The sequence below is a fragment of the Pseudomonadota bacterium genome (assembly GCA_026388255.1).
Taxonomy (GTDB): domain Bacteria; phylum Desulfobacterota; class Syntrophorhabdia; order Syntrophorhabdales; family Syntrophorhabdaceae; genus JAPLKB01.
Map to the genome: position 1 here is coordinate 44451 of JAPLKC010000118.1, position 22602 is coordinate 67052.

Below are 22602 nucleotides of genomic sequence, written 5' to 3' on the forward strand. Positions count from 1 at the left end.
GCATCAGTCATTTTGTCTCTTATTCCTCCTGCGAAACCCAGCGGCGCTGCCGATTGTCTACAGTCGTTTGTCTCTCAGTTTAGCTAACGCCCACTACACCCAAAGTTCCTGTGGCCAACTGTGCGACCTTCCTTGAAAGTCACAATTTCATAATAGGCCATTTTTTTAATGCTTTACGTTTTGCGATGCGCTTTCTAAAATAACCAGCCGTTTTAGCCCATACTTTGGTGTTAGCTAACTTTATGCGCAGAGAGGAACGTTTTTCAAAATAACGCGGGGGGGGCTCTTGCTGAATTTCTTGTTGAACGTTATGCACATAACGACCCCGTGCTTGAAGATTTTCAATCATTTTACGGAATCCGGCCAACCAGAACCAAATATCATAGGGTCTAAAATCATAGTCTTTCAAAAGTCCTGATCCAGGGGCAATTGCCTTGTTCAAAAACTGAACCTGTGCCGCGTTAAAAATCCCTGTGCTTTCAAACCACTCAGGTTCAACAATTTTCAGAATCTCGTCGTAGAGCACAAACGAAGTCCACTTAGCATAATCGTGAAATTCCCTTCGCAACACATTTTGTGCACCAACCGTTCGCCCTTGCAAGGCTCTATTTGTTCTGGCCCATGGCACACGAGCCAGCCCAGGATGGGTTCTTTCCAGTAAAGCGGCATAAATGCTATCATCTCTGCGCAACGGATGCAAAGACCACATGTATGTATAGACTTTAGGATCGGTAAACATCTGATACAACGTACACCAGTTGTTGATTACAGCCATTACATGCGCAATCATCCCCCGCATGTAATGGCATTGCAATTCTATTTCACACAAAGCATGTTTTGGAGTTTCTCGACCGCCGGCCCTCTCGTGCAATAAACTTAGATCGTTATGAATGCCCGCTATTGCCTGTGTAAGACAATCTTGTCTAATGAGATTAAAAGGATTATAAGGCCTTAGAAAGTCAAGCTCTAACACATGCCTGCCCGAAAATTCGGCACGGCCTATTGAGTCACCATAACTGCCTGCCAATACAAGTGCCTCTTTACTAACATTAGTTTTAAACCATAGCATTCGGTGCAAATGATAAGGTGGCACGAGTCCGCCAATTAAAGGAAAGCCGTCGTAGATATTCTCGAGAATCTCCACTGGTGAAATATTGATATGCTTCCAACCAAAGCCGAGCATTTCTGCAGCCGCCTTCGCATATTGAACATCACGAGAATCTTCCAACCCCCAGGTTAAGCCGATGGGATTGGTCTTTAAGATACCTTTTCTCCTAAGTTCATATAAAGTACCCGCAACAATGCGACTATCAAGGCCCCCGGAGAGTAAAATGTATATTTCATCTCGTTTATGACAGACACGTTCTGCTTCTTCTTGTAACAGAGAATTTAATCTTTCCGCAACCCGCTCTGTCTTGTCCCATAAGAAGCCATGCGGTGGTATTGGTTCAAGGACTGCTTTTCCATCTTGCGAGATAGATGAAAGCCAAGGCTGGCGTTTAATCTCGTTAAACAATGTCCGATCACCACAGGGAAAATTAAAAGCTAAAACTGACAAGATTGCAGATACGTCTAATGTCAATTTTTTTTCGCCTCCACGAATAACCGTGGAATAATCCGAAAACGAATCATTTTGTGAACAAATGTATTGTACCGGTTGATACAGATGAAGACTTGTTTCTAACATTTTTCTATTTTCTTTCTTTAGTAAAGCTGTCATAAATTTTCTTTTCAGACAAGGCGTTAATTAATACATCGCGATGTGATTCACAACGTATCAGGTTAAGTAAGCAAAGCCTTTTTTGTTCATTCACGCGCCAGAATGGCATAATATTTTTCTTATAGAGAAATGTTTCTATCCGGTTCAATCCAAAAGATTCAATTACGTAACTTAATTCTCTTCCTTGACTAAACGCTGCCCATTCGGTTTCAAGTAAATCCGGGTTCGCAATAATCGTGGATAACTTTTCAATTCTATCTCTAAATAAGTCTATTTCCTGATTGTCAAATGTTCTTATTCCCAGTTCTTCCCTGCACTGCTCAAAGCCGAAAATCCTCGTTTTTATTGGTGCATACTTTTCTAGTATAAGTTCAACAGCCATACCTTGATACCAATCATCGGGTTGTCGCGACAGCCAATCAAAAAGGAAATTCCCCAGCCCGTAAATAATCGGTTTATCATGATAATACTCAAGGCCGGATGTGACGTGCGTATGGTGGCAGACCACTGCATCAGCGCCCATTTCGATGAAGAATCTGCATGTGTCGGCAAATTGAGGGCTTGGCAACGGATACATCTCGCTGCCGCCATGCAGAATCATAATGACAAAATCGGCTTCAATGCGGGCAGCTTGTATTTGCCTGACATTACCTGGCAAGTTCAGAGGATTGCAGCCAATACCGTTCCCTGGTGATGCGGTCGAGAACTCGTTTTCCGTTAATGCCACGATCGCTATTTTCAGACCATTTCTTTCTATAACAAGAGGCTTAATTATCTCAGCCCACGAAAGGCTGGCGCCAGCCGTCATAAGGCCTGCGCCGTGGCATGCTGTCAAAGTATCACGTAACCCCGCCTCGCCCATGTCCATCATGTGGTTATTGGCGAGTGTGACAACATCAAATCCAAGTGCCTTCAGACCTTTTGCGCATTCAGTTCGCGCCTTGAGATGCGGGCCTGTCTTGGGAATTGGCTCGCCTCTATTCGTAAGGGGGCATTCAAGATTCCCGATAATCAAATCTTGGCGGGAAAAAGGTTTGGCGAAATGCTTGAACAGGTCCACTGGTGTCTCACAAAAGGGTTTCTCAAGCCTATGCGCTGGGCAAATATCACCACCGATGAGAATACAGGCGCTACCAGTTTCTATTTTTTCTGCGGTTGGTGAGACAAAGATACACTCCAATCCGGATGGATCAGCTTGCAGTGTGAATATGAGCGGTTCTTTTTTCATGTATCTTCAGGAACGTACACTCATCGACAAAAGCTTTCGGCCTGCTTGAGCGCAAATATAATTTTTACTGCAATGATTGCCACCACCACAGAACGGAAGCCGATACTTCAGGCAGATGCATCTTTCTGTGCTTTGGCAAATACAAGTTGATAAGCTTTAACGACCTCAGTATGGAGGCACAAAAAAAACACGCAGCTACTCATTATAATCATAATCATTAATTTTAATAATATTCCCGTATTCGCCATAAACACAGATAATGCCAATGTTACAACGACTAACATCATTACAAAATATAGTTTAATTAAATCATGCTGAACAAAATATAGTTTTTGAGAAATATGGTAGATGATAATAGATTGCACCAGTCTTCCACTAAGTAGTCCCAATGGTACGCCAATTACGCCCAATTCCTTTATAGCATAAATAGTAACTATAATGGTGACTACAAGGCCGGCATAATATGCGATAGAATTATATTTCGTCTTTTTAGTAACAATGGTTCCAACACCGGCAATCATCGGAATACCCTCTACTACAACAGCGATTGCCGTCACGCCTATGAGTTTGTATGATGAATAAAAATTCGGATCGGTCAATATTACAATTATCTCGCGAGCGAATACAATAAAAGGAATGGCAATTAAGAAACCGACGGAAGCATAAATTCTCAGCGCATCTGCATATGCTTCTTTGTCTCCCGGTTTGTTCATAACGGACAGGGCATATGGGCTCCAGGCTAAAGCAAACGCCATCTGAAATAAAAACAAAGCGGACGCAACGCGCAAAGCAACACTGTAAATTCCTAATTCAGACAAGCTTATCATAGACAATATAAGCACCTGACCAAATACCTGCTGCAACCAAGTACCAGCGACAGCCGGAACCATGGGAAACCCAAATGCGGCCATCTGTTTTAATTTATTCCAATGAATAGTTACTTTAAGATCCCTATATTCAAAGAATAATGCGATCGCATTACCAAATACAAAGCCTAACACTTGCGCCAAGATAGCACCAATTAAACCGAGCTTCATATAAATAACTAACAGCACACCACAAAGAATGCTAAATAAGGCCATACCCAGTGTGGCAAGCATATACTTGACAGGCTGGTGTCGTAAACGTAATAAATACAACATGTAAGAAAAAGATACACTTAATGGTATCTGCAAACCTAAACATTTAAATAGCTCAGCATAATCTGTCGTGTGAAGGATAAGACTACTCCAAAGAGTCGATCCCCAAAATATGATGAACCCAAATAAAACAGCAAGTCCAATAGTAAAGGAATATCCTGTACCTATTAACGATCTTCTTTCATCTCCTTCCGTCTCATTGAAATATCGTGCCATGCCGTGAATTATTTGGAGATCTGCAACAATGACCACGGCAGAGCCAATTATATTAATCATTCCTATAACTCCATAATCCGATGGTGTAAAAATCCTTGTATAAATTGGCATAAGAAACATACCTATAAATCTGGCAATAGTACCGCTTATGCCATATATAATCACTTCTTTTCCGAGAGTGCGCATGCTATTCATAGGAAGCAAATTCCTGACACAATGAGCAAATCTTAATATTTTTTTGATTCGTCAATATAAGCTTCCTGAATTTTATATATTTTTTGTTATTCAGGATTGTTCTAAAATCCATGTCCTCAAATATATTCCCCATGACATGATGCCCATGCACGTCCCTACAGCAAGGGAGTACATCGCCCTGCCAGGTAATCACCACTTGATGATATATTGGGCCACATGCATTATCGGGTTTCCACTTTGGTTCAATTCGCCCCTCATCAAATGCGTTTTCATCGTATATCCAATAAGACCTGTCCTCAGGCAACATAGCTATGCCCTGATCTACTGTGCGAATACAAGTTTTAACAAATCTATAATTATTCACATCCAAATCTTTAGCAAAATCCAAAAAATTTTGTTTCTGGTGTTCGTTATGTTTCATCACAATGAAACCTAGGCCGACATACGGCGATAGTTTGCCCCTTACCCGTTTCTCACGGATAATTAATTTGACATGCTTGATTACATTATCAAGACTTCCACCCACTCGATATTTATCATGCGATTGAGCATCCATTCCGCTCATCTTAAAATCAATATTATCCAACCCAGACCAAAATAGCTTATCTATATCCAAAAAGTTTCCATTGGTGGCAATTGTTGTCCGTAAGCCTTTTTCTTTTGCATATTTAATCATCCTATAAATATCTTTATCTAAAAAGGGTTCGCCCATGTAATAAATGGACACATTTTGTACATACTTATAAATTTTGTCAATTACTTTACAGAAATTATCATATCCCATAAAACCACGGGGCCTTTCCAATATTCTTAGGCCGGTTTCACATATGGGACATCTCTGATCGCAAACATTTGTATTCTCAATAATAGCTGTACTTGGCATCCCTATATTGTAGGATAGTTTAATCTTCCTTGAAATGGCGGCTGGATACCAGTATTTTATTTTTTTGATGTTTTTCGAAAAATTGTTAATTCCACTAAGACTGCTTGATAAATTAATTTTACTTATTTTATACTCCATATCGAACATAAAGCAGGTATCAGGATAAAATAAAAATGATAATATGTACAATTTTAAAGTTACGTTCGAATCTGGATTAAAAAAGTACACGGCATCCCATTTATTATCCCTCTTGATTTTTAGGAGCTCCTTTATTACACTTATTACATTCTTAATTCCCTTTTCTCTTTTTAGCGGATAAACAACTCCAAATCTATAATCGGGACTACTTTCACTAAAATGATCATACTTGATTGTATCATTTTCTCTATCCGGATAGACTAATGCAAAATAATTATCATCCGTATTTCCAATATTACATGGGTTTACGTTTTTATAACCGCTCACGATTAAAATTCTTCGTTTTTTATTCATCTTTTCTGACCCTCAATTACCTGAACCATTTTATATCGGTCATTTTGAAATACAATCGATATTTTTATACTTCTAAACAGATTATCCATGTCACTCGTTAGATGTGCAAGATCAATGATCACCATATTTATGCCATATTCTCTAATTAAAGGAACTATCATGCTCTCTTTAATAATCGGATAATAATCATATATATCAGTGAAGTGATGCTTTCCGAATTCAGTTTGTATCGCCCATCCAAAATAAACCTTAATATTGGGGGTCAAAAGTCTTTTTGTTACTTCCATATTGTTGGATAGAAGCCTGATGGAACTTCCACCTATAGTGTCTATTTTTTTTCTCAATACCGTCAAAGGGTCATCTTCTGCCCTTCTCGAGTTCGTTGACCCTAAGGCAGCAATTAAGGCAATTCTCGCGAAGCCAATGATAATACAAATTATTATTATTTTTAAATTATTTTTAAATATTAATGTACCAATAATTGATATAGGACTTATAATGAAATCTATATATCTTTCAGGTTCACCCAGAAAGCGAGTTTTTTGAAAAGATGTTATAATAAATACAATTAATGCAGAATAAATAAATATCAGCAATATGTTTTGACTGTCATTCATCGTGTGTTTCTTGCCGTTACTTAGGCATACAAAATAAAATAGCAAGGGAACAAGGATTGGCACCCCCCAGACAACCTCAACCGCAGGATTATAAAACAAATACACTGTGGCCCTCTTCCAATTGCTTATTGCCATTTTCCAGACATCAAATATAAAATCACGCCAAATGCTTTCACGCCCACTTAATAGAAAATATTTTGCACCGTATTTGTAATACCAACGTTTATGGCCCCATTGCCATTTCAGCCAATTAAGCGCAGTTTCCCGAAAAAGAAAGAAGAATATTGCGAAACCGATGATAGGGAATAATATAAAAGCAAAGCTACCAGAAAGTATTGCAACAGGTATGCTGGTAAACAAGATAAATTGTACAGCAAATAAATTTGACAAGAAAATTAAGACTGTAATACACACGCATATAGAAGCTGAAATAAGTGAACTCGTTGTAATGTAATTTATTGAACTATAAATGTATACTGACACTAATACAATTGCTACGCCTCGAGCACTTAGACCCTGGTTTCGCGCATTATTAAAATTAAAAAATAAACCTGAGGAAATAAACAGCAAACCTGAAATGGCTATCAGATATTCAGGCTGTAAATCGGGATCGGCTTGGGATAAAAAAAGATTTACAAAAAATAAATGCATTATACCTATCATAACATTGCATACGACAGGTAGGTATCCTCCTATTTGCTCGATTTTTTCATCATTAAAAAATGAAAGTACCCAATGCACTAATTGCGGATAACCCATTCTGCTACCATACAAGAATGGTTCTATTTTACTAATGAATCTATGTTTATTTAATTTGATTAGGTCAATAATTAGACCATGAACATATTTATCGCTCCCATCGTGTGAAAAAGTAAATAAACGGAGCATTAAAGACCAGAAAATGATTATCAATAAAAATGATGTGCTTAATAAAGTAACGCTCATTAAAATATCATCTTGCTCAAATAGCCATATTTAAATTCAATTTTATGATTTACGACATTTGCATTATGCTTTTGGTGTGATTAATTGGATTCTGAAAATATTTTCCTGGCTTGCATAAATGTAACAGTAACTGAAGCAGTTGGACGTTATATAGGCTTTTTATTCGCCAGAATTTCATATACACACTCTATCCCACGATATTCCGATGCAAAAAAGCTCTCTACGTTCTGTTCATAATCCGATTTTAAGGTTCCTTCCGCACCGACTCTAACATTGTTGAATCCGATTACATTAAGTTCTTTTAACAGCAAAGAACTTGGAATAAAGAGGTGTTTTCCTGGTTGATGCTTTCCCAGCGACAAGAAAGAGAAAGAATTTTCTATTGCATTTATTGAATCGATTACTGGATCATAATCTTCAGTTGGATTATGAGGTGACATCACATTGTATAAATACCAACCTAACCCATTTGTACATACATATAGTTTACCATTAGGTTTTAATACTCTGTAGAATTCTTGTAGCGACTTCCTGTAATCTGTCAAAAATAATACACTGTAACAAAAAATGCCACCAAAGTAGTTATCGGGATAATCCAGTGAGTCTATTGAATTACACTTAGTCTCAATGTTTGTCATTTCAAATTTATCGGTCAACTGTCTCACTATTTCTATTCTCTTGCTTGAATAGTCAATAGCGCATATTTTTTCGTTCAGTTCTGCTAAACATATTGTCCACTGGCCCATTCCACAGCCTGCGTCAAGAACATTCTGCATCCCCATGAAGCCAATCGCCTTTAGGCGAGCACGATAAACATCTATATCTGTACTCCATACTCTACGGTAGAATGCAAGATCATTCCCAGCTAATTCTGCAGAGATTTCATCTATGGTATTTATTTTGTTATTTTCCATCATTATGGCAATTTCCAAGAAACAATGGCAGAGCTTTATTGATTCTAAAATGTTATCGGCTGATACAAGTTAGACGTTTCACCTTTAAGCATCTCTTCTCCAACCTTAAAGCCTGCTGCCAAGAGATTGATCACCGGCAATAGACCCACGTGATTTAAGCTTAATGACATAATATTTGACCTTCCTTGAATATTCGGATAAATATTGACGCTGTATTCCTTCAATGAATCAATACTGATATTTCCGTATAAATGGATGACACCAAAATAATTATTAATTTTTATTAATTCTTCAATATTCCATAATCCATCAAGCCTATTGAAATAATCTCTTTCTTGCTTATAATCACAAATAAAAACAAAATCTACATTATCTAAGTTCGCTTTTAGATTTTCGTAACTATTACAAATAATGATTTCTTTGGCTCCCAATAATTTGAAAGCAATGTATGCTTGATTTCCAAATTGATCATTTGACCAGATTATAATCTTATTACCTGATATTTCATAACCTGCTTCAAATGCCATTTTTATGCATAAGTTTCGTACATAATCAAATACTTTAATATTGGGGTGGTTTTCCCAAGTACCTGCAACCTTTATATTCAATTTCCTACAAAAATCTATGTCAATATCAGTTACTCGAAGTTCCCACGATTCATACATCAATGGAATTACAACATTGCGCTTCGTTGCTGACAAAAATGTCTTATCAATTGGCCTGATGTGATTTGAATTTGTGATAATATCAGCTTCATGGACATATCTTTTCGGTAGACGATTCACAAATATTTCAATATTATTAAGCCCTAAATATTTTGCGACGAATATACATCTATTTTTAACATCAGATCCTTTACCGTACTTAGAATCTTTCACTATTGCATACACTTTTTCCGCACCTGCAAGCGCAGGAATAATGGGTGTATATAAAAAATGTTCAGAGCCGACCTCCGTAAGAACAATTGTATGCCTTAAATTCAAATTGAGCTTTTCAATTATGCTTCTAATGATTCGAACTGCTCTAATACAAGAGTAATCCATAATTATGAAGGATCAACATTGATGCAATTATTAATAAACGAACGGCACCACCACTCAAAATTGATCAGTGACCATATAAAGAGCCGTCTATTGAGCTTGCCTTCTAGATGCTCAGATACTCGCTCTTGAACAGCTTTCGGGTCAAAATAATCATATATTCTGGATTTGCTATCGAAGATGATTCTCTTCACGAAATCAATACTCTCCCCTTTGAACCAAGTTGCATCCGGTGCCGAAAATCCTTGTTTCATACCGTGTGTGATATCCGTAGGGATGTACTTTTCCATGACCTTGCGGAGAATAAGCTTTCCATCCCTATGCTGCTGAAAGTAAATATCTTGTTTGGGCCGTGGATCGTTTTCATTGATACGCGAAGCTTCCATGAGGTTCATCAACTTTTGTTTAACAGGAATCTTCAAGGCAAACTCAACAAGATCGTTATCCAAGAAAGGCATCCTTACTTCAAGGCCGTGGGCCATGCTCAGCTTGTCTTCCACTAGCAGAAGACCTTGCAGGAAGGTTTTTGCCTCAAACGTCATGGAGTGATTGACGTAGTCTTCCGGTTTTTGAAGTCGGTGGTCGTGCTTCAGAAAGACATCCCGGAAGATGTCTCGCGTCCAGACGTGTTTTACTTGGTCCCAGACAGGTGCAAAAATCCCCGTTAAATAGCGATTATCGATGAGGCGCTGCCAGTAAAGATAATATTTATCTACGTACTGTTCGAAATTATCTGTTGGATCCACGGCCCGGTAATAGCGCCACGGGTAGCCACCGAAGAGTTCGTCACCACCGCCGCCGGAAAGAACGACCTTGACGAATTTGGAGGCTAACTGGGCTGCATAATAATTAGGATAGCTCTGACCGACGCGGGGCTCTTCGAGATGCCAGGCCAGTTTGGGGAGGATTCGCTCCATGTCGCCGGCCTTCAGTACCATCTCGTAGTGCTCCGTCTTGAAGAGGTAGGACATGTATTCGGCCTTTTCACGCTCGTCAAAGCCCAGTTCCAGGCCTGATGCAGTGCGCAGATCAAACCCGCAAGTGAAAGTTTTCATATAAGGAAGCTGCTTTGCGGCAATGGCCGTGATGGAGCCGGAGTCCATGCCACCACTCAGATAAGCGCCCACATCCACATCGCTGACAAGCTGGCGGTTCACGGCCTGGCAGAATAGACGATCCAACTCTTCGACGTATTCGTTTTCGCTCAGCAGCTTTTCCGGTTCGGAGAAATACCAGGACCAATAGCGCGTAGTTCTTAACTCTTGGTTCATAGCTGATAGGGGAAGAAAAGCATAGGAACCAGCTGGAAAAAGCTTGATGCCTTTGAGCAAGGTCCGGTTGGTAAAGATGTTCTGGAATGTGAAATATTCGAGGAGTGCTTCCAAGTCGATTTCTCTTTTGACGGCCGGGTGGGTGATGATCGCCTTCTGCTCTGAGGCAAAAATGAAATAGGGTCCGGCAAAGGTGTAGTACAGCGGTTTGGTACCGAAGCGGTCACGGGTGAGAAACAATTCCTGCTTTACCTTATCCCAGATAGCAAAGGCAAAGTGACCATTAAATTTGTCGAGGCACTTTTCGCCCCATTCCTTGTAGGCATGGAGAACGACTTCCGTATCTGTTCGCGAGCGGAACTGGTGGCCTAATGCTTCCAGTTCAGTGCGCAATCCTTGGAAGTTATAGACCTCACCGTTATACGAGATCACATATTGCTTGGAGATCGTGGCCATCGGCTGATGGCCAGCGGGTGAAAGGTCAATGATCGCCAAGCGGCGATGGCCCAGGCCGATGAAGCTGTCGATATAGAACCCCTCGCCATCCGGCCCGCGATGGGCGATCGCATCCGTCATCTTCCTCAGAAGAACCGGAGAAACGGGCTCGCCGTTCAAATTGAATATGCCTGCTATGCCGCACATAATAAAACCAGTGGATCGTCGATAGTGGTTAGTGAATAGTTAAGCATCTCTTTAAATTGTCGATAATATATTCCTGTTCACTATACATAAGACCATGATACAGGGGCAATGCAAGGCAATGGTCATAGGCGTAGCGGCTATCGGTGAAGGAACCATGGTGAATGATTTGAGGGCCTTCAGCAAACGCCGGATGCATGTGAATGGCATAAGTACCTATCTGGGCTTCAATGCCTTCTTCACGCATTTGTTTAATGATGCCATCACGGTCGGGCACATACACGCAGAAGGACTGTCGGGAGTTTTTTCCATATGGCGTCGTGGCAGGAATATTAATACCAGACACATCTTTCAATAATAATATGTAATTCTCTGAAAGCTCGATTCGTTTTGCGAGTAATTCATTGATGTGTCGCATCTGGACGAGACCAACTGCAGCGAGTATATTGCTCAGCTTGTAATTGGTGCCGATGCGCGCGAAGACTGTGCCTTCCCGGGTTGGCGATTCACCCATACCGAAATGCTTGTATGAATCCATCCAGGCGGCCCATTCAGTATTGTTGGTGGTGATCATGCCGCCTTCACCTGTGGTGATAAATTTACGTGGGTGCAAGCTGAAGACGGAAACGTCAGCAAGGTTACCAGCTTTGGTTCCCCTGAACTCGCCTCCTATTGAACATGCAGCGTCTTCGATTATACGAACACCGTATTTTTCTTTGATGGCATTGAGCCTGTCATAATCCAGGGGGTTACCGAAGATGGACACAGGGATGATGGCTTTAGTTCTGGGGGTGATGGCCTGTTCCAGGGCGTCGTAGTCGATGAGCATAGTGTCTCTGCAAACATCAACAATGACGATGTTTGCATCTACAATAGCAACAACATCGGCTGTTGCCGGGTATGTGTAATCCGGAACGACCACTTCGTCTCCTGGCCCTATTTTAAGCACGCGAAGTGCTATTTCCAGACCTGTTGTGCAGGAGGTAACGGCGATGGCGTGTTGACAGCCAATGTAATCCTTGAATGCTTCTTCAAATTCCTTCGTAACAGGTCCTTCCGTCAGGTAGCCACTATCAAGGACCTCACAAACTTTGTCCTTGATTTCCTGTGTTATATACGGTTTGATCAACGGTATTTTCATCGTCTCTTTTTCAGCTCCTCTTTCTCTTTCAGCTATGAGTTGTTATCTATAAGCTGATCGCTTTTTTTCGTCTCTGTTCCACTTCTTCCATGTGGGTCTTTCGCCATTCAACGAGGCAGCGCAGGCCTTCCTCCAAATCGACGGTCCAGGTAAAGCCAAGATCGCGCTCTGCCGCAACAGGGTCGCCCACCCGGTTGGTAACGAAGGTAAGTCCTGCCGGTTCGTATTGGATGGGAAGGTTTGATCCTACGATTTTAAGAATCATCTCCGTCAGTTCTTTGATGGAGGTCTTTATGCCCCGACCCACGTTGTAAAAACCAAAAGGAGCATCACTTTTTAAGGCGCAAACATTTGCCCGGCCGACATCGCTTACATAAATAAAATCGTAGGCCTGACTGCCGTCCCCATAGACCACAGGCGGCAGGCCATTGTCCAGATTGTCGAGGATTTTCATCATGACGGCGATGTACGTTCCTTTGTAGTCCTGGCGGGCGCCGTAGACATTCATATACCGAAGACCCACGCCTTCAAGTCCATAGCGCTTGTGATAGGATTTGAGCATGTGCTCTCCTGCAATCTTGGTGGCGCCGTAGAAGGTCCAGTTGTTGTAAGGGTGATCTTCGGCCATGATATCCGTAACTGCATCCCCATAGACTGATGCGGAAGAGGAGTAGACCAATCGCTTGATCTTATTGGCCACACACGCTTCAAGAACATTGAAGGTACCGCGGATATTCACATCAAAAGCTGCACGTGGATACTCATAACATTGGAGAAGCCACAGCGCCGCCAGGTGGATCACGCCGTCGACACCCTTCATCGCAGTATCAAGTATATCTGTCTGGAGGATGTCTCCACCTATCTCGTAAATACGGCAACGGGAATCTTTAAGTGCGTCTATAAGATTTTCGTGTGTACCCCTACAGAAGTTGTCATATACAATGACTTCTTTTACGTCCTCTTTCAGCAACTCCTCGACAACATGAGAACCAATAAGACCTGCTCCACCAATAACTAATATCTTAGATGCACGAATATCCATTATCGTCTCCTTGATTTAAAATTCTTCACGAACCATATGCACTTGAGAAATAAAATGTCAAAAGTAAATACAACATAATTATGTAGAAAATTTCTTGATGGCTTCTACTATACGGAAGATGATCTCTTGGCTCTGTAACGGTTCGACGGGTAAGCTGAGGACTTCGTTGGCTGCTCTTTCAGCTTCACTTAGCTCACCATAAATACACATTCCCTCGAAAACCTTCATTCTGTGGAGAGGCACGGGGTAATAGACCATGCTTTCAATACCAGCGTCTTTCAGATGGCGCTGGAGCGCGTCCCGCTTGCCGTTCTTTACCCTGATTGTATATTGGTGATAGACGTGCCCGAACCCCGCGAGGGGTGAATCAAACTCGGCTAAGGGCAGAGATTCAGTGGTTGGTGGCTGGTAGCTGGTGGCTGGTAATATGACACCGGGGATATCTTTGAGGCCGTCGATATAGAGTTGAGCAATCTTGAGGCGGCGGGTGTTGAATTCATCAATGTAGGGGAGTTTCGCGAGAAGGATGGCGGCTTGGAGCGTATCCATACGTGCGTTGTAGCCGATGTGGTCAACATTATACTTGTCTTTACCACCGTGTTTAATGAGCATACGGACAAGGTCATTGATTTCGTCATCATTCGTGGAGACCATTCCTGCATCACCAAAACCACCAAGATTTTTACTTGGAAAAAAACTGAAAGCGCCTACATCACCAATATTTCCAACCTTTCGCCTTTCGCCATCTTTACCTTGTGGAATGCCTTTTTTCTCTTTATTCCACTGGGGTGCCTTTTGCCAGTCTCCACCAAACGCTTGTGCACAATCTTCTACAACGAACAGGTTATGTTCAGAAGCGATAGACACAATTTCATCCATGTTGCAAGGTTGACCATATAAATGCACCGGCAAGATGCCGACAACTGAAGACGGTAAGGGGTGAGGAGTGAGGAGTGAGAGGTCGTAGCGGTTAGGGGTAAGCGGTAAGGAGTAAGGTGTGTTTTTTAAACCCTTTACTTCTGACTCCTGACTCCTGACGGCATCTCGTATTTTGGATGGATCGAGGTTATAGGTAGCGGGATCGATGTCGATGAACAGAGGGGTGGCACCGGCATGTAGAATAGCATCACCGGTGGCTGTAAAAGTGAATGGTGTGGTGATGATCAAATCGGAGTGGTCGAAATATTCCTGGCCTTTAGTTTTTATTGCGAGCGCACGAAGGGCAAGAACAAGAGCATCAGTTCCTGATGATATTCCGATGCAATGTTTGACACCAAAATACTCAGCAACCTTGTCCTCAAATTCTTTCACTTCAGGGCCAAAAATCCATTGTTGATGTCCCAAACAGCGCACGATCGCAGCATCAATGTCGGCTTTCATGTAGAGGTATTCGGCTTTGAGGTCAAGCATGGGGATTTTCATAGTCATATGTCAGTGAAGAGTAAACAGTAAAGAGTAAGGAGTGACATTATTACTTCCGAAGAGTTTTTATGAGTCCTGTCAGCATCTTGTCTACTTTATCCATCAGGGCTGATATTTCACTGCACTTATCAGGTATGATGTATTTTAATCGCGTGCAGATTTCCATATACGTGTCAACTTCACTGAGTGAGCCTTGGGAAATATGAAGGAATTGAATAAATTCTTTGCTTGTGTGTCGAGCAGACCCCTCGGCTATATTAGCCGGAATCGATATTGAGGCTCTTCGCATCTGGTTTGCCAAACCATAGTCCTCATTTCGCGGCAGTTTCTCAACTATTTGATATATCTGTTCCACCAGCTCTATTGATTTATTCCAAACATCTAACTTTTTGTGAGGCTTATCCATCATAATTAACACCGTAAGACATAATGTGGGCTATCGTTCCGAAACAACCTTCAGCGCACCATTTTCTATGGAGTAATGATTGCCGCAATATGTGCATGTGGCTTTTAACCCCTCACTCTTTACGCCTGACTCCTTACCATTGAATTTCAATGTCGTTCCACATTTACACACCCACCCTACCCGCTTGGCAGGGACACCAGCAACGATGGCGTAATCGGGAACATCCATCTTAACAACGGCCCCAGCAGCTATTAATGAATACCTTCCTATGGTCGCGCCGCAAACGATAGTTGCGTTGGCCCCGATGGTGGCACCACGCTTGACTAGGGTAGGCCGAAACTCAGCTTTTCGTTCAATAAAGGCACGGGGATTATAAACATTGGTAAATACACACGAAGGACCGCAAAAGACCTCGTCTTCAAGTGTCACACCCTTATATACCGAAACGTTATTCTGGAGTTTACAACTGTTTCCGATTACAACATCTCTTTCTATACATACATTCTGTCCGATTATACAGTTTTTACCGATCTTGGCTCCACTCAGAACGTGACTGAAATGCCAGATTTTAGTACCATCGCCAATTTCTACATCGGGGTCAATGAAACTGGATGAATGGACATAATATGGTGGTTGGTGGTTGGTGGTTGGTGGTTGGTCATTCATGACTATTTTGTTTTTCCTTTTAATGATGAAATGAGGGTATTAAGCATCTTCTTAATTGTTGTGAGGTTATCGATCAGTTTAGCTGGATCAATGAGATATCCCAGTTTATGTGAGATTAAAATTTGTGTTTCTAATTCTGCTGATGAGCCAAGCGCTATATAGAGAAACTGTATGAATTCTTTAGTGCTGTTTCTTGAAAATCCCTCTGAAATGTTGGACGGTATTGATATTGCCGATCTTCTCATCTGATTGGTTAGGCTGAACATTTCTTCATGGGGAAAGCTTTTCGAAGTCTCATAAATATTTAATACAAAATCCACGCTTTTCTGCCAAACCTCTAATTCTTTAAAATCTTTCATTTCTATTCACTATCCACCAGTCACTATCCACCAGTCACCGCTTTCAAAAACGGATGATATTCACCTTTTAACCCAACAGGTTTTGCATTCCGAATCTCAAAGGCCATCTCTATTGATGGTTTTACATCTTCAAGTCCAAAGCCATTGCCTTTCAGGATTTCCTGATACGTAACTGTATGGAGGTCTGCAAAACCTTCAGAGAATTCTAATTCTTCCTGGTCAATTGTGATTGAACGATATGTTGTTTTCCCGGTATTCCTTGCAACCGCGGGAAGGTCGTTGCTATCAATCGACAAAAACCACCTTATTCTTGCCTTCTGCAACTCCAAGAATCCTGCTGCCTTCAGGGGTTCTGAAATGTGTACAATATTTGATTTAAAGCCTCCAAAAATCCACTGAAGCATGTCAAAGAAGTGGATGCCTATATTTGTTGCCAATCCACCGGATTTTGCCAAATCGCCTTTCCAGGACACAAGATACCAACGGCCGCGGGAAGTAATATATGTTAAATCGATATCATACTTCGGACGAGGGGCGAGGGGCGAGGGGCAATCAGTGGATGGTGGATGGTGGATAGTGGATGCGTCAACTTTCTGTTTAAGGGCTATGATGGAGGGATGATGGCGTAGCTGAAGAACTGTATTAACCTTCTTGCCTGATTCTTGCTCAATTTCTTTCAGTGCATCAATATTCCAGGGATTCAGAACAAGGGGTTTTTCGCAAATGGCGTCAGTGCCTACCCGGAGAGCAAAGCGAATATGCGCATCATGAAGATAATTCGGGGAAGCTATGCTAACATAATGAACTTTCCTTTCATCTCCCATACGCCTAAGCTTTTCAACATGCCTGTCAAGACGCTCAAACTCGACAAAAAAAGCAGAATTCGGGAAATAGCTATCAATTAACCCAACCGCATCATGTTTATCCATCGCAGCGACAAGGCTATTGCCGGTATCCCTTATTGCCCTCATGTGGCGTGGTGCAACAAATCCAGCCGCACCAAGTAAAACAAAGTTTTTCATTTCATCCTCATTGCATTTTTTTAACTCTATAGAATTCGAACTTAATTTCACTTCTCACCCACTCAGCGCCTTTGAGAGAGACAAGGTTTTTGATCCATTTCCTACAATCCAATTGGTGAAGGTTATCGATCTCTCCGGCTGACATACCATTTCGCCGCTTTTTCCAATCCATTCTTGACAGGGTATTCAGGGTCGTAGCCAAGAAGACTCTTCGCTTTACTAATATCTGCGAGGGAATGGCGAATATCGCCCGATCTAAAATCCTTGTAAACAGGATTAGCCTGCAACCCTTTATGCCCGGATGCTGACACAAGAGACCGAATCATCATAAAAAGTTCTGTTAGTGTGGTTCGCCCGCCATAAGCAATATTGTAGACATTGCCCACCGCTTCAGTGTTTTCCGTACAACCGGCAAGGAGGTTGGCCTGTACTACATTTTCCACAAAGCAGAAATCCCGGCTTGTTTCACCGTCACCATTGATATATATTTCTTCCCCGGTTATCAAGCCTGCAAACCATTTTGGCATAACTGCAGCGTACGGACCATTCGGGTCCTGCCGGGGACCAAAGACATTAAAATAGCGGAGTCCTATGCACTCCATCCCATAGACACGCGTAAAAACCTCAGCATATTTCTCATTTACCTGCTTCGTCACAGCGTAGGGGGAGAGAGGATTGCCGATTTGATCTTCAACTTTAGGCAGCGCCGGATGATCGCCATAGACAGAGCTTGAAGTGGCAAACACAAACCTATTAACGTTTGCGTCCCTGGCTGCAACAATCACATTAAGAAAGCCTGTAAGATTGTGTTCGTTCGTCGCGATGGGGTTCTCTATGGATCGGGGCACAGAACCGAGGGCTGCCTCGTGAAGGACAATGTTGACACCACTGCACGCTTTCCGACACGTCGCCAAATCCCTAATATCGCCTTCAATAAAGGTGAAGTTGCTCCACTGCCCGGGAGGAACAAGTGATTTAACCTCTACAAGGTTGCTCATGTGCCCGGTGAGGAAGTTGTCCAATCCAACAACCCGCTGGTTTAATTTGAGAAGGGCTTCAAGGAGGTTAGAACCGATAAAACCCGCCACACCGGTGATAAGCCAGGTTTTGGGGTTTTGTTTTAGCTTATCTTTTACATTCTCATATTCGCTCATATTTTATAGTTTCCTTTGCGGTTAATGTGGATGGTGGATGTGATAGCTCATAGTTCGTAGCTCATGGCTCATGGCAACAGAAAGATCAACCCTTAATGGATGAAATTAGCGAAAAGATCATTTTACCGATTTGATTTCCAAGCTTTTTCAGTTCAGTAAGTTGGTTTTCGTTTATCCACGCATTTTTATAGAAAATGATCAAAAGGGTAATCGTTTCAAAGAGAGAACCTCTTGCAATATATAGGAACTGAACAAATTCTTTTTTAGAATATCTTCCTTTACCTTCTGCGATATTTAGGGCTATTGACGTACTTGCTGACTCCAGTTGCTCAATAAGACGATAATGTTTCCTTTCTGTCTGAAGATTTTCGATAATATTTATAACTCTTAAGGAAAAATCAACAGCCTTCTGCCAGACTTCAAGGTCTTCAAAGCTGAATTTTGTATCATCCATGATTTTTCACTATGAGCTATGAGCTTCCTTTCATTTCTTCTTTCAATCTTCTTATATGTCCTCTCCCCAATCCCTTAACTTCGCAGCCCAACTGAAGATACCGTTTAATCTTTTCATCGTCGAGGATACCGAAGCAATCAACAACAGCTATGGGTTTTTGGGCTAAGCCCACAATCTCATCAGGATCAAGATTCAGGTATTCTTCATGACGAACAGCAAGTACAAGGACATCAATGTCTTTAAGGGCAGATTTAAGATCGTTTAAGACCACAAGATCGTTTAACCTCTTCTGATTCCTGAAAAAAACACTTTTGTTGTTATCGGGATATGATTCCTGGTTGGTAAATTCCCACCATTGCTCTACATAAGGATCGTGGACCCGTATCTCTGCACCCATCTCTGTAAGTCTGCGGATGAGTATCTCCGAACCGCTGTAACGTGTATCACCTACATCCTCACGATAAGAGGCACCGAGGACCAATACCTCTGCATTTGCTATGGGTTTGTTCATATTCCGAAGGGCATCGCGGACAAGCTGGGCCGCATGAAGTGCGCGGGTATCATTAATATCTATAGCAAGCGGTGTTATCTTAAAAATATCGTCTTCAAATCCGAGGATATGTTTATATGCCCATATACCGAGACCGCCGTCTTTTGGAAGGCAGTAGCCGCCAATGCCGGGACCGGGGAAGATCATCTTGATCGCCTTGATCACCTTCATGATGTCCACACCGTTCTGCTCGGCGAACCTGCTCCACTCATCGAGGAAGGCAAGTATGGTTGCACGGTAACTATTTTCAACAATCTTGGCCGTTTCCGATTCGATGGGGCGGTCAAGGACAGTAAGGGGGAATTTCTTAGTGTTGAGCACTTCATTCAGAAATTTTTCTACTCTCTTTCTTGACTCTTCATTGATACCGCTGCAGACACGCCAGAAATCCCTGATGGATGCCACGTAGTCGCGACCGGGCATAACCCGTTCATAACTGTGCGCAAGGAGAGGATCACTTTCGATACCACGCTGACGGAAGATCTTCTTCATAGCCGGGCGGCTTAATACGCCGGGCAATGATATCAAAGGATTCCTCCAGGGCGGTCATCTCAACATGCCCGGAACGAACATTTCCGAGCTGTGTTTTCGTATAATCGAGCTGGACATCGACTATCACGACATCCGCAAATTGCAGGACGTCATAGGTGAAGGTCGCCGTGAGGGTCTTCTTGTCGAGAACGCAGCGCCGGATCATGGGGTCTACTTCGGGATCTTCTGCTTTAACGGGAGAAATTCCCTCGTTGAGCTTTGGAATCTTCCAGTAACTGCGGAGACTGGGCCGCTGCATACCGATGACAAATTTGGAGGGAGCACCGGTATCGTCTATGGTATCGGCAACAATCGCTGCCATAACGGCGCCAACAAAACCGACGCCCATGACAACAACAATCTCCTGACCTTTTGAGTGGGCTTCGGAGACAAGCGCTTCGATTCGGGCGAGCTCCTGCTTGTAATCATCTTCGCTTGTTGGTAACGCGTATTGTGTTCCATCCGGCGCAATTGAGATATTATGGCTCATTCATTTCCTCCTTTTTTCGTTAAGTAATCGCAGATAATACATTCATTTGAAAGGCTTTTATTTTGTTGTTGTCAGGTCATTTCATGGCGGTCATTTTCGTCAACGCAAAGGAGGAGTGTCGGAGCTCCGACGCTATTTATCATTAAGAAGACAGGTGATTGCTGATGGGCCATAGGCAATGGGTTTGTAGAGTTTATAGGGTTAAGAGAAAACTGAAAATCTGGATAGTGGATGCCATGAAGGTAATGCGCATCGTGAAAGTGCAAAAAAAAACAAAGAGCAAATCTGCGGAGACCAGGTTTTGAGATTTAGCGTTTTGCGGGCTTTCGGGCGTGGGACACTCCGAATGATACCTCCTAATGCACGCAATGCTTCATTCACAGCGGTTGCATTGGGAAAAATTTGAATCACATCGGGTTCGAGAACCACCACGTTGCTTCCCTGCGCATACCGTTCGGCCGTCACTCCCCGTACCGCCTCGGAAAAGTCGTATTCCAGCCGCATTGTATCCTCATCAGAACGCGCTTGAAGAGTTTGTTTAGTTTTTTCCTTCTTCATATTGCCTCCGTTCTCGCCTGGTTGCCTGTCTGGCGCTGATCAACCGTGTCATCCTGCCCCTTTCCGCATAGGCCACCAGAAGCAGGCGCATTCTGTGCGCCATACCCAAAATGACAAACCGTTCTTCGCACAAAGAGTGGTCTGGGTCGGATATTTGCAGAGCCAATGGGTCACCGAACACGGTTGTCGCCTCTTAAACTTAAAAGGTTATCACATGCTTTTGTAAGTTATTTGCTGCTTTATCCGAATACCATTCGAAATGATAACTCACAAGTTACCTCTTTTCAGGGGGCATCGGGGAGCAGGCTCATGAATAAATAGTTCATGGCTCATAGCGTAGAGCAAAAAAGGCAAGCTACCGCCGTAGAGGTATACGTAAAACTCCATGCATGCACAGCTAATTTTGTTTGAAGAACAAATGCCGATGCTACCAATGCTCATTTTTTATGCAATGGGTATTCTATATCATAAAGGGTATTCAGGTTCAATGTTAAATTTGGATCTGGATATTCGATGCTTTGCCTCGCAAAAGAGAGAATTCTCTATTGTACTGCGCTCATCATAGACGTCATAAGCATTAAGGAGGATCAAGGGGGGCAATGTGTATGGATGCGAAAGAAAAAACAGTTTTGGATGCAATGAAAAAGGAAGGAAAACCTATGAGGCCTGGAGATATCGCCAAGAAAGCTGAAATGGACAAAACTGAGGCCTCCAAGATCATTGACAACTTGAAGAAGGAATGAAAAGTGATATCGCCGAAGCGATGCTTCTATGAGCCAGTGTAGCGAATGATCAATGGATTTTTTTGCGGCAAGAGACTGACAGGCTAACCTTCACACAACAAAGAGATGCGTAGTTTCTTAAATTTTGGTTACATAAAAAGGCTTGCAGTTTGAGTTTTCAGAAAAATAAAAAATTACGTTTTTGCATACCCTCAGAGTACCGCCCGGCGTTGTTCCATCGGAGGGGATAATACTTTCCTCTCTTATCATCTCGTGATACGTCTCGTTAAGATTCGTAACTTTCTTTTCATCCAAAAACAACGTTCCTTAATGTTTCTTAATGTTTTGTCACAAGAGAAGTAATACATCCATAGAACATATGAAAGGAGAAAACAGACATGAAGAGAATTGCTTATAGGTTTTCGGTAGACGATGAACGACACAAGGAACTGATCAACTTTCTCGAAGATTTTCCCCGGTCGGAACGGGGAAAGGTGATAATCAATGCGATCAGGGCGTATATGAAAAGGTTTCCTCTGTCTGAAATCGATACAAAAGGCAATGGCCCCTTAGAAAATGATGCAACAGCCGGAGGGGTAGACATTGAAAGAATGTTCGGCGGAGTCAGAAAGATGCTCACAGGCCGCACCAAAAACGACCCGTCATGATCAGGCTGCAATACCCTAATTTAACAATATTAAAGGAGGTATGACACATGATAACAGGCATTGATATCGGCTACGGCTACACGAAGATAGTCACTTTTGACGGAACGGATAACCATAA

Annotated in this window: 22 protein-coding genes and 1 pseudogene; 2 read left to right on the plus strand and 21 right to left on the minus strand. The window is 42.2% G+C overall.

The genetic code is table 11. The features are described from left to right. Positions 1–139 precede the first annotated feature (139 nt). From NT178_17010 to NT178_17105, 20 genes and pseudogenes are all read right to left on the minus strand, one after another. Positions 140–1720, minus strand: coding sequence for an asparagine synthase-related protein (locus NT178_17010; protein MCX5814222.1), 1581 nt, complete (start codon positions 1718–1720; stop codon positions 140–142). After that, positions 1692–2948: a CapA family protein gene (locus NT178_17015; GenBank protein ID MCX5814223.1), complete on the minus strand. Its 1257-nt coding sequence runs from the start codon at positions 2946–2948 to the stop codon at positions 1692–1694. The genes NT178_17010 and NT178_17015 overlap by 29 nt, the downstream gene beginning before the upstream one ends. A gap of 107 nt (positions 2949–3055) precedes the next feature. Then, a complete protein-coding gene (locus tag NT178_17020; protein MCX5814224.1) occupies positions 3056–4498 on the minus strand; it encodes an oligosaccharide flippase family protein in 1443 nt (480 codons plus the stop codon). Then, the gene (locus tag NT178_17025; protein ID MCX5814225.1) at positions 4491–5873 is read right to left on the minus strand and encodes a radical SAM/SPASM domain-containing protein; all 1383 of its coding nucleotides are present in this window, start codon (positions 5871–5873) and stop codon (positions 4491–4493) included. The genes NT178_17020 and NT178_17025 overlap by 8 nt, the downstream gene beginning before the upstream one ends. Then, positions 5870–7435, minus strand: a complete 1566-nt coding sequence (locus tag NT178_17030; GenBank protein MCX5814226.1) for a hypothetical protein — start codon at positions 7433–7435, stop codon at positions 5870–5872. Before NT178_17030 ends, NT178_17025 begins: the two co-directional genes overlap by 4 nt. 146 nt (positions 7436–7581) lie before the next feature. After that, a complete protein-coding gene (locus tag NT178_17035; GenBank protein ID MCX5814227.1) occupies positions 7582–8352 on the minus strand; it encodes a methyltransferase domain-containing protein in 771 nt (256 codons plus the stop codon). 41 nt (positions 8353–8393) lie between these two features. Beyond that, entirely contained in the window at positions 8394–9392 is a 999-nt protein-coding gene (locus NT178_17040; GenBank protein ID MCX5814228.1) for a hypothetical protein, read from the minus strand. Between the two features lie 2 nt (positions 9393–9394). Further along, positions 9395–11302: an asparagine synthase (glutamine-hydrolyzing) gene (asnB, locus tag NT178_17045; protein ID MCX5814229.1), complete on the minus strand. Its 1908-nt coding sequence runs from the start codon at positions 11300–11302 to the stop codon at positions 9395–9397. Positions 11303–11330: 28 nt separating this feature from the next. Then, entirely contained in the window at positions 11331–12440 is a 1110-nt protein-coding gene (locus tag NT178_17050) for a DegT/DnrJ/EryC1/StrS family aminotransferase (protein ID MCX5814230.1), read from the minus strand. A 46-nt stretch (positions 12441–12486) separates the two neighbouring features. Next, entirely contained in the window at positions 12487–13482 is a 996-nt protein-coding gene (locus NT178_17055; GenBank protein ID MCX5814231.1) for an SDR family NAD(P)-dependent oxidoreductase, read from the minus strand. Positions 13483–13560: 78 nt separating this feature from the next. Further along, entirely contained in the window at positions 13561–14892 is a 1332-nt protein-coding gene (locus NT178_17060) for a DegT/DnrJ/EryC1/StrS family aminotransferase (protein ID MCX5814232.1), read from the minus strand. A gap of 61 nt (positions 14893–14953) precedes the next feature. Then, a complete protein-coding gene (locus NT178_17065) occupies positions 14954–15313 on the minus strand; it encodes a four helix bundle protein (GenBank protein ID MCX5814233.1) in 360 nt (119 codons plus the stop codon). A 27-nt stretch (positions 15314–15340) separates the two neighbouring features. Continuing rightward, positions 15341–15976, minus strand: coding sequence for an acyltransferase (locus NT178_17070; GenBank protein ID MCX5814234.1), 636 nt, complete (start codon positions 15974–15976; stop codon positions 15341–15343). A 2-nt stretch (positions 15977–15978) separates the two neighbouring features. After that, a complete protein-coding gene (locus tag NT178_17075) occupies positions 15979–16335 on the minus strand; it encodes a four helix bundle protein (protein ID MCX5814235.1) in 357 nt (118 codons plus the stop codon). A gap of 23 nt (positions 16336–16358) precedes the next feature. Beyond that, positions 16359–17357, minus strand: a complete 999-nt coding sequence (locus NT178_17080) for a Gfo/Idh/MocA family oxidoreductase (GenBank protein ID MCX5814236.1) — start codon at positions 17355–17357, stop codon at positions 16359–16361. 122 nt (positions 17358–17479) lie between these two features. Next, positions 17480–18511, minus strand: a complete 1032-nt coding sequence (locus tag NT178_17085; GenBank protein ID MCX5814237.1) for an SDR family oxidoreductase — start codon at positions 18509–18511, stop codon at positions 17480–17482. Between the two features lie 85 nt (positions 18512–18596). After that, complete coding sequence (locus NT178_17090; protein MCX5814238.1) at positions 18597–18965, minus strand: four helix bundle protein; 369 nt, start codon at positions 18963–18965, stop codon at positions 18597–18599. A gap of 16 nt (positions 18966–18981) precedes the next feature. After that, positions 18982–20536: pseudogene (locus NT178_17095) on the minus strand (GDP-mannose dehydrogenase). 201 nt (positions 20537–20737) lie between these two features. Further along, a complete protein-coding gene (locus NT178_17100) occupies positions 20738–21094 on the minus strand; it encodes a hypothetical protein (GenBank protein MCX5814239.1) in 357 nt (118 codons plus the stop codon). Continuing rightward, positions 21075–21275 (minus strand): BrnT family toxin, encoded by a 201-nt coding sequence (locus tag NT178_17105; GenBank protein ID MCX5814240.1) that lies wholly within the window; start codon positions 21273–21275, stop codon positions 21075–21077. Before NT178_17105 ends, NT178_17100 begins: the two co-directional genes overlap by 20 nt. A 424-nt stretch (positions 21276–21699) precedes the next feature. On the opposite strand from NT178_17105, the gene NT178_17110 reads away from it, so the two are divergent. Continuing rightward, positions 21700–21837 (plus strand): transcriptional regulator, encoded by a 138-nt coding sequence (locus NT178_17110; protein MCX5814241.1) that lies wholly within the window; start codon positions 21700–21702, stop codon positions 21835–21837. Positions 21838–21954: 117 nt separating this feature from the next. Here NT178_17110 and NT178_17115 read toward each other — a convergent pair whose 3' ends face one another. Further along, positions 21955–22131 carry a hypothetical protein gene (locus tag NT178_17115; protein MCX5814242.1) on the minus strand — a complete coding sequence of 59 codons (177 nt, stop codon included), beginning with the start codon at positions 22129–22131 and terminating at the stop codon, positions 21955–21957. An 83-nt stretch (positions 22132–22214) separates the two neighbouring features. Here NT178_17115 and NT178_17120 point away from each other — a divergent pair, with 83 nt between their 5' ends. After that, positions 22215–22484: a hypothetical protein gene (locus tag NT178_17120; GenBank protein MCX5814243.1), complete on the plus strand. Its 270-nt coding sequence runs from the start codon at positions 22215–22217 to the stop codon at positions 22482–22484. Positions 22485–22602 lie beyond the last annotated feature (118 nt).

Bases quoted from the DNA above. Each gene is read 5' to 3' on its own strand.
- NT178_17075 (MCX5814235.1), bottom strand. From the start codon at position 16,335: ATGAAAGATTTTAAAGAATTAGAGGTTTGGCAGAAAAGCGTGGATTTT.
- NT178_17070 (MCX5814234.1), bottom strand. From the start codon at position 15,976: ATGAATGACCAACCACCAACCACCAACCACCAACCACCATATTATGTC.
- asnB (MCX5814229.1), bottom strand. From the start codon at position 11,302: ATGTGCGGCATAGCAGGCATATTCAATTTGAACGGCGAGCCCGTTTCT.
- NT178_17015 (MCX5814223.1), bottom strand. From the start codon at position 2,948: ATGAAAAAAGAACCGCTCATATTCACACTGCAAGCTGATCCATCCGGA.
- NT178_17050 (MCX5814230.1), bottom strand. From the start codon at position 12,440: ATGAAAATACCGTTGATCAAACCGTATATAACACAGGAAATCAAGGAC.
- NT178_17085 (MCX5814237.1), bottom strand. From the start codon at position 18,511: ATGAGCGAATATGAGAATGTAAAAGATAAGCTAAAACAAAACCCCAAA.
- NT178_17120 (MCX5814243.1), top strand. From the start codon at position 22,215: ATGAAGAGAATTGCTTATAGGTTTTCGGTAGACGATGAACGACACAAG.
- NT178_17065 (MCX5814233.1), bottom strand. From the start codon at position 15,313: ATGATGGATAAGCCTCACAAAAAGTTAGATGTTTGGAATAAATCAATA.
- NT178_17100 (MCX5814239.1), bottom strand. From the start codon at position 21,094: ATGAAGAAGGAAAAAACTAAACAAACTCTTCAAGCGCGTTCTGATGAG.
- NT178_17035 (MCX5814227.1), bottom strand. From the start codon at position 8,352: ATGATGGAAAATAACAAAATAAATACCATAGATGAAATCTCTGCAGAA.
- NT178_17080 (MCX5814236.1), bottom strand. From the start codon at position 17,357: ATGAAAAACTTTGTTTTACTTGGTGCGGCTGGATTTGTTGCACCACGC.
- NT178_17020 (MCX5814224.1), bottom strand. From the start codon at position 4,498: ATGAATAGCATGCGCACTCTCGGAAAAGAAGTGATTATATATGGCATA.
- NT178_17060 (MCX5814232.1), bottom strand. From the start codon at position 14,892: ATGCTTGACCTCAAAGCCGAATACCTCTACATGAAAGCCGACATTGAT.
- NT178_17055 (MCX5814231.1), bottom strand. From the start codon at position 13,482: ATGGATATTCGTGCATCTAAGATATTAGTTATTGGTGGAGCAGGTCTT.
- NT178_17025 (MCX5814225.1), bottom strand. From the start codon at position 5,873: ATGAATAAAAAACGAAGAATTTTAATCGTGAGCGGTTATAAAAACGTA.
- NT178_17010 (MCX5814222.1), bottom strand. From the start codon at position 1,720: ATGACAGCTTTACTAAAGAAAGAAAATAGAAAAATGTTAGAAACAAGT.
- NT178_17030 (MCX5814226.1), bottom strand. From the start codon at position 7,435: ATGAGCGTTACTTTATTAAGCACATCATTTTTATTGATAATCATTTTC.
- NT178_17090 (MCX5814238.1), bottom strand. From the start codon at position 18,965: ATGGATGATACAAAATTCAGCTTTGAAGACCTTGAAGTCTGGCAGAAG.
- NT178_17110 (MCX5814241.1), top strand. From the start codon at position 21,700: ATGGATGCGAAAGAAAAAACAGTTTTGGATGCAATGAAAAAGGAAGGA.
- NT178_17040 (MCX5814228.1), bottom strand. From the start codon at position 9,392: ATGGATTACTCTTGTATTAGAGCAGTTCGAATCATTAGAAGCATAATT.